The 12,897-nt window shown below is 65.1% G+C and carries 15 protein-coding genes; 14 read left to right on the top strand and 1 reads right to left on the bottom strand.

Translation table 11 applies throughout. The annotated features are described in order from the left end of the window. Window positions 1-60 precede the first annotated feature (60 nt). The 5 genes from ctaD to AB4Y42_RS25805 all read left to right on the top strand — a co-directional run bounded on the left by ctaD (window position 61) and on the right by AB4Y42_RS25805 (window position 3,797). Window positions 61-1,674 (top strand): cytochrome c oxidase subunit I, encoded by a 1,614-nt coding sequence (gene ctaD / locus AB4Y42_RS25825; RefSeq protein ID WP_368692549.1) that lies wholly within the window; start codon window positions 61-63, stop codon window positions 1,672-1,674. Window positions 1,675-1,811: 137 nt separating this feature from the next. Further along, window positions 1,812-1,952, top strand: coding sequence for a cytochrome oxidase small assembly protein (locus AB4Y42_RS25820; protein WP_208867222.1), 141 nt, complete (start codon window positions 1,812-1,814; stop codon window positions 1,950-1,952). A 40-nt stretch (window positions 1,953-1,992) separates the two neighbouring features. Beyond that, window positions 1,993-2,571 carry a cytochrome c oxidase assembly protein gene (locus tag AB4Y42_RS25815; RefSeq protein WP_368692550.1) on the top strand — a complete coding sequence of 193 codons (579 nt, stop codon included), beginning with the start codon at window positions 1,993-1,995 and terminating at the stop codon, window positions 2,569-2,571. Window positions 2,572-2,614: 43 nt separating this feature from the next. After that, on the top strand, window positions 2,615-2,836 hold the full coding sequence (locus tag AB4Y42_RS25810; RefSeq protein ID WP_254314617.1) for a DUF2970 domain-containing protein: 222 nt from the start codon (window positions 2,615-2,617) through the stop codon (window positions 2,834-2,836). 103 nt (window positions 2,837-2,939) lie between these two features. Further along, window positions 2,940-3,797, top strand: a complete 858-nt coding sequence (locus tag AB4Y42_RS25805) for a cytochrome c oxidase subunit 3 (protein WP_254352550.1) — start codon at window positions 2,940-2,942, stop codon at window positions 3,795-3,797. Window positions 3,798-3,931: 134 nt separating this feature from the next. Here the strand turns inward: AB4Y42_RS25805 and AB4Y42_RS25800 are convergent, their stop codons facing one another. Continuing rightward, window positions 3,932-4,141 carry a twin transmembrane helix small protein gene (locus AB4Y42_RS25800; protein WP_028201826.1) on the bottom strand — a complete coding sequence of 70 codons (210 nt, stop codon included), beginning with the start codon at window positions 4,139-4,141 and terminating at the stop codon, window positions 3,932-3,934. Between the two features lie 105 nt (window positions 4,142-4,246). Here AB4Y42_RS25800 and AB4Y42_RS25795 point away from each other — a divergent pair, with 105 nt between their 5' ends. The 9 genes from AB4Y42_RS25795 to AB4Y42_RS25755 all read left to right on the top strand — a co-directional run bounded on the left by AB4Y42_RS25795 (window position 4,247) and on the right by AB4Y42_RS25755 (window position 12,890). After that, the gene (locus AB4Y42_RS25795) at window positions 4,247-5,053 is read left to right on the top strand and encodes an SURF1 family protein (RefSeq protein ID WP_368695735.1); all 807 of its coding nucleotides are present in this window, start codon (window positions 4,247-4,249) and stop codon (window positions 5,051-5,053) included. Window positions 5,054-5,157: 104 nt separating this feature from the next. After that, complete coding sequence (locus tag AB4Y42_RS25790; protein ID WP_368692552.1) at window positions 5,158-5,802, top strand: SCO family protein; 645 nt, start codon at window positions 5,158-5,160, stop codon at window positions 5,800-5,802. A gap of 38 nt (window positions 5,803-5,840) precedes the next feature. Next, window positions 5,841-6,950: a heme A synthase gene (locus AB4Y42_RS25785; protein ID WP_368695734.1), complete on the top strand. Its 1,110-nt coding sequence runs from the start codon at window positions 5,841-5,843 to the stop codon at window positions 6,948-6,950. 9 nt (window positions 6,951-6,959) lie between these two features. Further along, window positions 6,960-7,865 carry a heme o synthase gene (gene cyoE / locus AB4Y42_RS25780; protein ID WP_368695733.1) on the top strand — a complete coding sequence of 302 codons (906 nt, stop codon included), beginning with the start codon at window positions 6,960-6,962 and terminating at the stop codon, window positions 7,863-7,865. A gap of 4 nt (window positions 7,866-7,869) precedes the next feature. Further along, window positions 7,870-8,511: an SCO family protein gene (locus tag AB4Y42_RS25775; protein WP_368692554.1), complete on the top strand. Its 642-nt coding sequence runs from the start codon at window positions 7,870-7,872 to the stop codon at window positions 8,509-8,511. A gap of 191 nt (window positions 8,512-8,702) precedes the next feature. Beyond that, entirely contained in the window at window positions 8,703-9,515 is an 813-nt protein-coding gene (locus AB4Y42_RS25770; protein WP_368695732.1) for a MetQ/NlpA family ABC transporter substrate-binding protein, read from the top strand. Between the two features lie 460 nt (window positions 9,516-9,975). Beyond that, complete coding sequence (locus tag AB4Y42_RS25765) at window positions 9,976-10,710, top strand: GntR family transcriptional regulator (RefSeq protein WP_324148451.1); 735 nt, start codon at window positions 9,976-9,978, stop codon at window positions 10,708-10,710. Window positions 10,711-10,786: 76 nt separating this feature from the next. Beyond that, window positions 10,787-11,890: an N-acetylglucosamine-6-phosphate deacetylase gene (gene nagA, locus AB4Y42_RS25760; RefSeq protein WP_368692461.1), complete on the top strand. Its 1,104-nt coding sequence runs from the start codon at window positions 10,787-10,789 to the stop codon at window positions 11,888-11,890. Next, window positions 11,883-12,890: an SIS domain-containing protein gene (locus AB4Y42_RS25755; protein ID WP_368695780.1), complete on the top strand. Its 1,008-nt coding sequence runs from the start codon at window positions 11,883-11,885 to the stop codon at window positions 12,888-12,890. The genes nagA and AB4Y42_RS25755 overlap by 8 nt, the downstream gene beginning before the upstream one ends. The last annotated feature ends 7 nt before the right edge of the window (window positions 12,891-12,897 follow it).

Genomic DNA, 12,897 nt, shown 5'->3' with positions numbered 1-12,897 from the left:
ATTGCATGGGGCTGGAGTCAGGCGCCAACGCGCCAACTCCGGACCGACAGGAGATAAGACATGTCTAGCATCGGACACGATGTAGCTGGCGGGCACGGTCACGTGCATGGCGACCACGCGCACGCCACGCCCCACGGCTGGCGCCGCTGGCTGCTCGCGACGAACCACAAGGACATCGGAACGCTGTATCTGCTGTTCTCGTTCGTGATGTTCCTCTCGGGCGGCGTCATGGCGCTCGCCATTCGTGCGGAGTTGTTCGAGCCGGGCATGCAGATCATGCGCCCCGAGTTCTTTAACCAGCTCACCACGATGCACGGTCTCATCATGGTGTTCGGCGCGATCATGCCGGCGTTCGTGGGCTTCGCGAACTGGATGATTCCGCTGCAGGTCGGCGCCTCGGACATGGCGTTCGCGCGCATGAACAACTTCAGCTTCTGGCTGCTGCCCGCCGCCGGGTGCCTGCTGGTCGGCTCGTTCTTCTCGCCGGGCGGCGCGACCGCCGCGGGCTGGACGCTCTACGCGCCGCTTTCCACGCAGATGGGCCCGGGCATGGACTTCGCGATCTTCGCGCTGCACATGATGGGCGCCTCGTCGATCATGGGCGGCATCAACATCGTCGTGACGATCCTGAACCTGCGCGCGCCCGGCATGACGCTCATGAAGATGCCGATGTTCGTGTGGACGTGGCTCATCACCGCCTACCTGCTGATCGCCGTGATGCCGGTGCTCGCGGGCGCCATCACGATGCTGCTGTTCGACCGTCACTTCGGCACGAGCTTCTTCAACGCTGCCGGCGGCGGCGACCCGGTGATGTACCAGCACATCTTCTGGTTCTTCGGGCACCCCGAGGTCTACATCATGATCTTGCCGGCGTTCGGGATCGTTTCGCAGGTGATTCCGGCGTTCTCGCGCAAGCCGCTGTTCGGCTATAGCTCGATGGTGTACGCCACGGCGTCGATCGCGATTCTCTCGTTCATGGTCTGGGCGCACCACATGTTCGCCACCGGCATGCCGGTCACGGGCCAGCTGTTCTTCATGTACGCGACGATGCTGATCGCCGTGCCGACAGGCGTGAAGGTGTTCAACTGGGTCGCCACGATGTGGCGCGGCTCGCTCTCGTTCGAAACGCCGATGCTGTGGGCCGTGGGCTTCCTGATCGTGTTCACGTTCGGCGGTCTCTCGGGCCTGATGCTCGCCATGGCGCCGCTCGACATCCAGTATCACGGCACTTACTTCGTGGTGGCGCACTTCCACTACGTGCTGGTGGCGGGGTCATTATTCGCGTTGTTCTCAGGGTGGTACTACTGGGCGCCCAAATGGACCGGCTGGATGTACAACGAGACGCGCGGCAAGATCCACTTCTGGTGCTCGCTTATCTTCTTCAACCTCGCGTTCCTGCCGATGCACTTCGTCGGTCTCGCCGGAATGCCGCGACGCTATGCCGACTATCCGGCCCAGTTCACCGACTGGAACCAGGTGATCACGATCGGCGCCTTCGGCTTCGGGCTTTCTCAGGTGTACTTCCTGTTCTTTGTCGCGCTGCCCGCGTATCGCGGCGGCGGCGAGCTGGAAAAGGCCGGCGACAAGCCGTGGGACGGCGCAACGGGCCTCGAGTGGACCGTGCCGAGCCCGGCGCCGTTCCACACGTTCGAGAATCCGCCGACGGTCGAGTGAGCCGTTGAGTCTGTGGCGTCCGGCTGTGCGCAGCCGGACGCGAGCGAAGTCCGCGGTCTTCACGCAGTCTTCATCGGAGCACGTACGAGAGGCGATTGACGATGCAAGGAGAAGCCGCGGCCAGCCGCGCTGAACGCATGACCCGGGATCCACAAAAAAGACGCACGCCCGAGCAGATCCGCGCGGGCAATCTACGGCTCGGCCTCATCTTGCTGGCCGTCGTAGTCGGTTTCTTTGTGGCTGCCGTCGTCAAGCAGGTGTATTTCCCCGGTCACTGACGCGCAGGGCGTTTGCCGGAAGATCGTTCGAGGAAGTTCGATGTCCACGCAAGCTGGAAATGATCGCGCGTTCAACCGGTCGATGCTCATCAAGCTCGTCGTCGTGGCGCTGCTGATGTTCGGGTTCGGCTTTGCGCTCATACCGATGTATCGCGCGATCTGCCAGGTCACGGGCATCAACAACCTGGTGCAGCGCGACGCCACGGAGCGCGAGGCGCGCAACACGCAGGTGGACATGACGCGCACGATCTCGGTCGAGTTCGACGCGAACGCACGCGGGCTGCTCGGCTTCAGGCCGGAGCAGACGAGCCTCGACGTGCATCCGGGCGAAGTCATGACGGTGATGTACGACATTTCGAACAACGAAGGACGCACGATCGACGCGCAGGCCATTCCGAGCTACGCGCCGAAGCAGGCGACGGAGTACTTCCGCAAGATCGAGTGCTTCTGCTTCACGCAGCAAACCTTGAAGGCGAACGAGACGAAGCGCATGCCGGTGGTGTTCGTGATCGACCCGAAGCTGCCGAAGGACGTGAAGACGATCACGCTGTCGTACACGTTCTTCGAGCTGAACAAGCCGGCCGTGCCGCCGCCGCCGAAACAATCGGCGGGCGCGTGAGGCTTCAGCGCCGGAGTCAACGATGCCAGGAGGCGAAAGGCGCATGAGCGACGAACGTGGCGGAGCGGGGCCGGCGAAGAAGAAAGGCGGCATCCTGCAGTTGATGAAAGCGGTGGCGTGGTCCTTTCTCGGCGTGCGCAAGCGCGCAGACCTCGAAGACGACGCCGCGAACCTGCACCCCGTGCAGTTGATCATCGCGGGCATCATCGGCGCGGTGCTGTTCATCGTCGTGCTGCTGTTGATCGTGCACGCGGTGGTGGGATGAGCGAGTGCGCGCAACGCTGCGCGCGAAGCAGTGAATAACGAGGACACACTCGGACAAATGCAGCCGGCGATGTCCGGTGCAACTGGAAACTGGAGAAACAGGCATGAGCGGCCAAAACGATAGCCCGTACTACTTCGTACCGCACCCGTCGCGGCATCCGATCAGCGCGTCCATTGGGCTTGTGGTCATGCTCGGGTCGCTCGCCTCGTGGATCAACGGCGAGTCGTGGGGGCCGATCGGCGTGCTCGTCGGCCTTCTGTGGCTGCTCTTCACGCTCTGGCACTGGTTCGGCGACGCCATCGCCGAATCCGAGGGCGGCATGTACGGCAAGCGCGTCGACGTGTCGTATCGCTGGAGCATGAGCTGGTTCATCTTCTCCGAAGTGATGTTCTTCGGCGCGTTCTTCGGTGCGCTCTTCTACGCGCGCGCGATCGCCCTGCATCAGCTCGGCAGCCTCGACTACAAGCTGATCTGGCCGGACTTCTCTGCGGTGTGGCCGAACAACGGTCCCGCAGCGCTGGTCTCGCACTTCCGCTCGATGACGCCGTGGCCCGTGCCGACCATCAACACGGCGCTGCTGCTTTCTTCGGGCGCGACGCTCACCGTTTCGCACCACGCGCTGCGCGACAACCATCGCTCGAAGGCCATCGCGTGGCTCGCCGCGACGATCGTGCTGGGCGTGTGCTTCCTCTTCCTGCAGGCGTTCGAATACATCCACGCGTACGGCGAACTGAACCTCACGCTCGCTTCGGGCATCTACGGTTCGACGTTCTTCCTGCTCACGGGCTTCCACGGCTTCCACGTGTTCCTGGGCGGCACGATGCTGACCGTCGTGATGATCCGGCTCATTCGTGGCCACTTCACCGCGGAGCATCACTTCGCCTTCGAAGGCGCGGCATGGTACTGGCACTTCGTCGACGTGGTGTGGCTCGGCCTCTACGTCGTCGTGTACTGGCTGTGATGCGTGGTGCGCCGCGCGGGCCGCGGCGCGGGAGACGGGAATGCAACAAGGCGCCGCCCGACCTCGTCGGCGCGGCGCCTTGTGTTTTCCGGAATGCGGTTTGCGCGGCGGTGTTCGGTGATGGTCAGCGGCGCTCAGCGACCGTAAGGAATCCCGGTGGACTGGATCCAGCCCATCCAGTGCGCGAACAGGATGAACAGAAAGAGCGAGATGGAAAGGCCCACGCGCGTGGCGAGCGACCAGACCATCCGCTTGGTGCGGCCCCGGTCGTGCATCATGAAGTAGAGCGCGGAGATCATGCTCGCGATGATCAGCGCGAACGCAACGGGGACGAGTATGTGCATGAAGTTCACGGAATTTGGCATGCCTGAAAACGTCTGTCTCATTATCGCACCACGCTGCGTGGCGCGGGGTTCGATCACCGGTATCTCTCGCATCGGTCGTGCCCAATGAAAATCCGGCTCGTCCCCACGCTGCTGATCCTGATCGTGATGGCCGTGACGATCCGGCTCGGCTTCTGGCAGCGCGACCGCGCGCATCAGAAGGAGGCGCTGCAGGCGCAAATCACGCAGTACGAATCGTCTGCGCCGCAACCGGTGGGCGCCGCGCCGCTCGCGCTGAAGGAGATCGAGTTCCATCGCGTGCGGGCGACGGGCACCTTGCTGCCCGAGCGCGTGGTGTATCTCGACAATCGTCCGTATAACGACCAGCCGGGTTTTTATGTCGTGATGCCGCTTAAACTCGAAGGCGGCGGCTACGTGCTGGTCAATCGCGGCTGGCTGCCGCGCAACATCGCGGACCGCACCGCGATCGCGCCCTATGTCACGCCGCCCGGGCCGGTCGTCGTGGAAGGCATCGCGCGCGCCAACGCCTCGCGCGCGTTCGAACTCGGTGCGGGTGGCTCTGCAGCGCATCAGAAGATACGGCAGAATCTCGGCGTCGCTTCCTACGCAGCGGAAACCGGGTTGCCGCTGCAACCGTTCGTGATCCAGCAGACCGGCTTCGTGCCGGCCTTCAAGGACGGGCTCGTGCGCGACTGGCCGGTGCCGGATACCGATGTCGAGCGCAACTACGGCTACATGCTCCAGTGGTGGGGTATGGCGCTCGCGGCCCTCGGTTTCGGTCTGTTTGCGGCCCGTAAAGCGGCGAAAAGCGCTGCGAAAAGCGCTGCGACAAAAGCGCGCACCGAAGGCGAAGCCGGGCGGCACGCCGAAGAGCCCGAAGGGCAAGACGCAGGCAGCGCGAAGGACGCCTGATGATCCGTCGGACGAATCAATGCGATCCCGACATGATCCGGACAACGGCGCTGCGCATGCAGCACATGGACAAACGAAAGCGACAGAAGCGAGGTTCCACGAGAGTGTCGACGCAATCCCCCCGTTCCGCCCAGGTCGCACAGCCGGCCGCCACCCCCGCGCAGCAACACGCGAAGCGGCGTGGCCGCTGGACGCTGCTCATCATCATGCTCATCTGCGGCGCACCGATCGCGATCTCGTACTTCACGTACTACGTGATCAAGCCGAAGGGCGGCACGACGAGCTATGGCACGCTCATCGAGCCGCAGCGGCCCATTCCCGGCGCGCTGATGGTGACGGGCGACGACGGTCATGAAGTGCCGCTCGCCTCGCTCAAGGGCCGCTGGCTGATGATCTCGGTGAATCGCGGCGCCTGCGACGAAGCCTGCGCCACGAAGCTCTATTTCATGCGCCAGGTGCGCGCGACCCAGGGCCAGGAGCGCGAGCGCATCGTCACGCTCTGGCTGCGCACCGACGACACGAGCGTCCCGGCGAAAGTGAAGGGCGCCTATGCGGATACGCGCATGCTGCGCGCCGATCCGGTCGCCGTCGCCGCGTGGCTGCCGGCCACGCAGACGACGAACGACACCGACCACATCTATCTGGTCGATCCGAACGGCAACCTGATGATGCGATTCCCGGCGCAAGCCGATCCGTCGAAAATCAAACAAGACGTCACTAAACTGCTCAAGTGGTCCCGCATCGGTTAAGGTGCGCAGCGCGAGTCTGACAGAGAAGAGTAAGAGAGATGTTTATCCTGGAGCTGGGTCTGATCGGCCTGTGCATCGCGTTGCTGCCGCTCTCGTGGGTCTGGGTCAAGGCCGACGACAACAAGTTTCGCAAGCTCGTGTGGCTCACGACGTTCATGACGCTCGACCTCGTGATGTTCGGCGGCTTTACGCGTCTGACCGACTCGGGCCTCGGCTGTCCTGACTGGCCGGGCTGCTATGGCACGTCGTCGCCGTTCATCGCGCATGTGCAGATTGCCGCGGCGCATCTCGCCATGCCGAGCGGCCCCGTGAGCATGACGAAGGCATGGATCGAGATGATCCACCGCTATTTCGCCATGGCGATCGGTGTCCTGATCATCGCGCAGATGGCGATTGCCTGGCGCGCGCGCATCAAGCGCCTGCCGCTGCATGTGTCGCCGTGGTGGCCCACCGCGCTGCTCGGGCTGATCCTCGTGCAGGGCGTGTTCGGCGCATGGACGGTGACGATGAAACTGCAGCCCATCATCGTCACCACGCACCTGCTGCTCGGCCTCACGCTGCTCGGCTCGCTCGCGTGGCTCGCCGCGCGCATGACGCCGCTGCCCGCATACGAGCCCGACGCCGCGCGCTGGCGCGTGGCCGCGTTGGCGGCGCTCGTGCTGCTCGTCGTGCAGATCGCGCTGGGCGGCTGGGTGAGCACGAACTATGCAGTGCTGGCTTGCACCGACTTCCCGACCTGCAACGGCGCGTGGATTCCGCCGATGGATTTCCATCACGGCTTTCACCTCTGGCGCGCGCTCGGCATGGACGGCAACGGCGACGTGATCACGCAGGACGCGCTCGTCGCGATCCACTGGACGCACCGCACGTTCGCGTTCGTCGTGATCGCTTATCTGGTATGGTTCGCCCTCAAGTTGCGACGCTATGCCTCGCTGCGACGCCCGGCAAACTGGATCATGATCGTGATCTTTATCCAATTTCTGACCGGGCTATCCAACATCGTGCTGCAGTGGCCGCTGCCCGTGGCAGTGGCGCACAACGGTGGCGCGGCGATCCTGTTGCTTTTGGTCGTCGTGCTAAACTTTCGAATCGCTTGTAGCCGCCCCGGCCGCGCCGTTCTCCCTGCGCGCGACACCGCTGCGGTGTGATCCCGCCCTATGGAAAGTACAACCCTATCCCAGACGCCCGGTAGCCGGATTTCCCAATATCTCGCGCTCACCAAGCCGCGCGTCACGCAACTCGCCGTGTTTTGCGCCGTCATCGGCATGTTCCTCGCCGTGCCGGGCATGGTGCCCTGGAAGCCGCTGATCGGTGGCACCGTCGGCATCTGGCTCACGGCTGGCGCGGCCTTCGCGATCAACTGTCTCGTCGAGCAAAAGGTCGATGCGCGCATGCGTCGCACTGCCTGGCGTCCTTCGGCGCGCGGCGAGATCACGAGCACGCAGATCCTGATCTTCTCGGCGGTGATCGGCGGCCTCGGCATGTGGGTGCTGTACACGTTCACCAATCCGCTCACCATGTGGCTCACGGTCGCGACCTTCATTGGCTACGCGATCATCTACACGCTGCTGCTCAAGCCGGCCACACCGCAGAACATCGTGATCGGCGGCGCCTCGGGCGCCATGCCGCCGGCGCTCGGCTGGGCCGCGGTGACGGGCCACGTGCCCGGCGACGCCTGGATTCTCGTGCTGATCATTTTCGTGTGGACGCCGCCGCACTTCTGGGCGCTCGCGCTCTACCGCCGCAAGGACTACGAAAACGCCGGCCTGCCGATGCTGCCCAACACGCACGGCGAGAAGTACACGCGTCTGCATATCCTGCTCTACACCGTGATCCTGTTCGCGGTCACGCTGATGCCGTACATCTCGGGCATGAGCGGCGTGCTGTATCTGGCTTCGGCCGTGCTGCTCGGCGCCGTGTTCCTCGCCTACGCGTGGAAGATCTACGTCGAGTATTCCGACGCACTGGCGCGCAAGACCTTCCGCTATTCGATCGTCTACCTCTCGTTGCTGTTCGTGGCGCTGCTCGTCGACCATTACGTGCATGCGCTCATCGCGGCGTAACGACATGGCCCACCGCACGCTTGCGCGCTTCGTGCGCGCCACGGTCGTCGCGCTTGCCGCTGCAGGCGCACTCGGCGGCACGCTGGTTCTCGAGGGCTGTGGCCAGCAGCCGCCCGCGTTCTCGAACCTCGACATCACCGGCAATACCCAGTTCGGCAAGGACTTCGCACTGCCCGACACCAGCGGCAAGACGCGCACGCTCGCCGACTTCAAGGACAAGGTGGTCGTGCTGTTCTTCGGCTACACGCACTGTCCGGACGTTTGCCCGACCACCATGGCCGAGCTTTCGCAGGCGCTCCAGCAGCTGGGGCCCGATGCGGCGAAGCGCGTGCAGGTGCTGTTCGTCACCGTCGATCCCGAGCGCGACACGGCGCAGATCCTGGGCCAGTACACAGCCGCGTTCAATCCGACCTTCATTGGGCTGCGTCCGGCCAGTGAGGACCAGCTCAAGCAGGTGGCGAAGGATTTCCGCGTGTACTACGCGAAGGTGCCCGGCAACACGCCGGATAGCTACACGATGGACCACACCGCCGCGAGCTACGTGTTCGACACGACCGGCAAGCTGCGCCTCTTCGCGCGCGACGGGCAGGGCGTCACGCCCTGGCTGCACGATCTGAAGATCCTCCTCGGCTCGAATCCCGACTAAGGGAAGCCCGGCGTGTTCGCCTCGAGAGGCGAACACGCGCCGCGCGCTTCAGGGCCGCGCGGGCATACCAGTATGCGAATTCATTATTTCCCGCAACCGGTTCCATATGAGACGATTTATATCGTCCGGCAGATGGCGCACAACGCCGCGGAACCGGAGCAATACCAAAACCACGCAGGAACATCATCTCCATGCAGCGCAGAAATCTGATTAAAGCACTCCTCGCCGGCGTCGCCGCCACCACGCTCGCAGCCAGCTTCTGCGCACGCGCCGACGACCAGGTCATCAAGGTCGGCACCGTTTCGGGTCCGGACGCGCAAGTCTGGGCCGTCGTCCAGAAGGTCGCCAAGCGCGAAGGCCTGAACGTCAAGGTCGTCGAATTCAACGACTACGTGCAGCCGAACGCCGCGCTCGACGCCGGCGACCTCGACGCCAACAGTTTCCAGACCGGCCCGTATCTCGACAGCCAGATCAAGCAGCGCGGCTACAAGCTCGTGAACGCCGGCCTCACGTACATCTCGCCCATCGGCGTGTACTCGAAGAAGCTCAAATCGCTGAACGATCTGCCGCAAGGCGCGAAAGTCGCCGTGCCGAATGACCCGTCGAACGAAAACCGCGCGCTGCTGCTCCTGCAAAGCAAGGGCCTGATCAAGCTGCGGGCTGGCGCTGGCGTCAACGGCAACAACGCGACGCCGCTCGACCTCGCCGAAAACTCGAAGAAGATCAAGCTCGTCGAACTCGACGCTGCGCAGCTTCCGCGCGCGCTCGGCGACGTGGACGCCGCCGTGATCAACACGAACTACGCGCTCGCGGCCGGCCTGCAGCCGACCAAAGACGCGATCGCCATCGAGGACATCCATAGCCCGTACGCGAACCTGATCGCCGTTCGCACCCAGGACAAGGACAAGCCGTGGGTGAAGAAGCTGGTGGCCGCCTACCAGTCGGAAGACGTGCGCCAGTTCATCAAGAACGAGTTCAAGGGCTCGATGGTTCCGTCGTTCTAAGGGAACCTTCGAGAAGCGGCTGTCTGCGTCCAATTGACGCGGGAGCCCGGCAGGACCCGAACGCCGTGGCGATCGCCACGGCGTTTTTTTTGCGCGTGCACTCTCGGAGCCGCGCGCTCTTCCTGCCGAAGTCGCGAGCTGGTCCTACGGCGGTACTACGGTGGGCTATGTCAGATAACCTGTTGATGCCACTCTGGTCCCATTGTGGGGCCCCCGGATACCGCGCCAGGGTAAATCCTGATGCCAGGCTGCGCCCCGTTTGAGCCTTATGTGTTCGTGCAATGCATTGATTTTTAACGATAATTTTCGATGTGCCGCGGCGAGGCTGCATCTGTTGACTGGTCTTATTGTGGTTATATAATGGGCTCGCTTTCACACCGGACCAGTCTGCACCACCGGCACTGCCACGCAGCGTGCCCGTCCGGCCCCCCACGATCGTCCAACCGCTGGCGCCAAGTCCATGGAAACCCGTTGGTCTGCCCTGATGCCCGATGCGCGCAATGTGACGCCGCTCTATCTGCAGCTGGCGCGCAACCTTGCCACGGCCATTCACTGCGGCGTGTGGTCGGCCGGCGAGGCGCTGCCCTCGGAGCGCACGCTGTCGGACGCCATCGGCGTGTCGCGCATCACCGCGCGCAAGGCGATCGAGCTGCTCGTGGAGCAGGGGCTGATCCGGCGCGCACGCGGCGCGGGCAGCTTCATCACGCCGCGCGTGGAAGATCCGCTTTCGCGCCTCACGGGTTTCACGAAGAAAATGGAGCAGCGCGGCTTCACGCCCGACTCGGTGTGGCTCGCGCGCGAGGTCCGGCCGGCGCACCGCGAGGAGATCGTGCAGCTCGGCCTCTCGCCGGGCGCCTCGGTCGCGAGCCTGCGCCGCCTGCGCCGCGCCGACGGCACCGTGATGGCTGTCGAGCATTCGGCGCTGCCCGTGTCGATCGTGCCGGACCCGGAAGCCATCGAGGGCTCGCTGTATGCGTATCTGGAGCAGCACCGCGTGCCCGTGGTACGCGCCCTGCAGCACTTTCGCGCGGTCAACGCGACGGGCGAGATCGCCGCGCTGATGGGCGTCGAGCCGCGCGCGGCGCTGCTCGTCATCACGCGGGTGGGCTTTTCCGCCGATCAGCGCGCCATCGAGCTGACCGACACCTATTGCCGCGACGGCTATTACGACTTCGTTGCGGAGCTGCGCCAGTGAACGCCGCCGCAGTCTCTCTCATGCACGTCACCGAAACGTCCTACCGCGCTTCGATGCGCCTCATCGGAAAACTCTCATGCTGAGCGGAAACATACTCACCCCTGAAGGCTGGATCCACGGCACGCTGTCGTTCGAGAACGGACGCATCACCGCGATCACGGGCGAGGCCACCGATCCGGCGAACAACGACGCGCCCTACATCCTGCCGGGCTTCATCGACCTGCACGTGCACGGCGGCGGCGGCGCCGACGTGATGGAAGCCGGCGACGCGATCGAAACCATCGCGCGCACCCACGCCCGCTACGGCACCACGAGCCTGCTGGCCACCACCATGACCGCCCCGCGCGAGGAGCTGATGAACGTCGTCGCGGGCCTCGGCAACGTCACGCGCAATCGCACGGCGGGCGGCGCGCGCGTGCTGGGCGTGCACCTCGAAGGCCCGTACATCAACCCGGGCAAGCTCGGCGCGCAGCCCGACGCCGCCGTTTCGGCCGTGCTCGACGAAGTGCTCAAGTACCTCTCGATCGCGCCGATTCGCGTGGTGACGGTGGCGCCCGAGATCGCGGGCCATATCGAGATCATCGGCGAGATGGCGGCGCGCGGCGTGCGCGTGCAGATCGGCCACTCGCTCGCGACCTACGACGACGCCGTGGCCGCGCTCAAGCACGGCGCCTGCGGCTTCACGCACCTCTTCAACGCGATGTCGCCGCTGCATCATCGCAACCCGGGCGTGGTCGGCGCGGCGCTCGCGCATGCCGAGTACGCGGAGATCATTCCCGACCTGCTGCACGTGCATCCCGGCGCGATCCGCGCCGCGCTGCGCGCCATTCCGCGCCTCTATGTGGTGACCGACAGCACCTCGGCCACCGGCATGCCCGACGGCGAATACCGCCTCGGCAGCCAGCACGTGACGAAGTGCCTTGGCGGCGTGCGTCTCGCCGACGGCACGCTCGCGGGCAGTACCCTCACCATGGACCAGGCGCTGCGCAACCTCGTCTCGATCGGCCTGCCGATCGCGGACGTGTCCGCGCGCCTGTCGCGCTATGCCGCAGACTACCTCGGCATCGAAGACCGTGGCCGCCTCGCGCGCGGCGCATGGGCCGATGTCAACGTGTTCGATCGCGAACTGGCGCTCACCGCGACCTACGTCGAAGGAGAATCGATTGTCGAATATGCTTAAGGAAGCGCTGGCCTCGGCCAGCGTCGTCGCCGCGCAGCTCGCGGACACCTCGCGCGTCGAGGTGCTCGCCCGCGCGCTGGAGGCCGAACCGCGCCACGTCGCACTCACCGTCGCGCGCGGCAGTTCGGACCACGCGGCGAGCTACTTCGCTGCGCTCACCATGAGCCGCATCGGCATCCCGGTGGCCACGCTGCCGATGTCGATCGCGACGCTCCAGCAGGCGCCCTTACGTGTACGTGGCCAGTTTGCCCTTGCTTTCTCCCAATCGGGTAGGAGTCCTGATCTGGTCGCGACGATCAAGGCGCTGCGCGAAGCCGGCGCGCTGACGGCGGCGATGGTCAACGTCGCGGGCTCGCCGCTCGCCGAGGCCGCCGGCACGGAGCTGCCGCTCCTCGCCGGTCCCGAGTTGAGCGTGGCGGCCACCAAGAGCTATATCGCGATGCTCGCGATGTCGGCGCAGCTCGTCGGTTTCTGGCAGCGCGACGCCGCGTTCCTCGACGCCGTGCGCGCGCTGCCCGACGCGCTCGATCGCGCAGGCACGCTCGACTGGTCGAAGGCCGTCGAAGAATTGCGCGACGTGAAACAGATGATTGTGATCGGCCGCGGTCCGGGCCTCGCCGTTGCGCAGGAGGCTGCGCTCAAGCTCAAGGAAACCTCGGGCATTCAGGCCGAAGCGTTTTCGAGCGCCGAAGTGCGCCATGGCCCGATGGAGCTGATCGACCGCGATTACCCGCTGCTCGTGTTCGCCCCGCGCGGGCCGGAGCAGGCAGGCCTGATCGAGTTCGCCCGCGACATGGAAAAGCGCGGTGCGCGCGTGCTGCTCGCGGCGCCCGCCCACGTGGCCGGCGCGGCGCTGCCGCTCGAAACGGCTGCCGATGCGGCACTCGATCCCATCGCGGCCATTTTGTCGTTCTACGTGATGGCGGCGGGCCTTGCCGCCGCGCGCGGCCGCAATCCTGACGAGCCGCGTTACCTGAACAAAGTCACCGAAACCCACTAGATTGGAA

The organism is Paraburkholderia sp. EG286B (assembly GCF_040965655.1).
Classification (GTDB): domain Bacteria; phylum Pseudomonadota; class Gammaproteobacteria; order Burkholderiales; family Burkholderiaceae; genus Paraburkholderia.
Note: the sequence above shows the minus strand (reverse complement) of the source record. Positions and strands in the feature narration are given on the sequence as shown.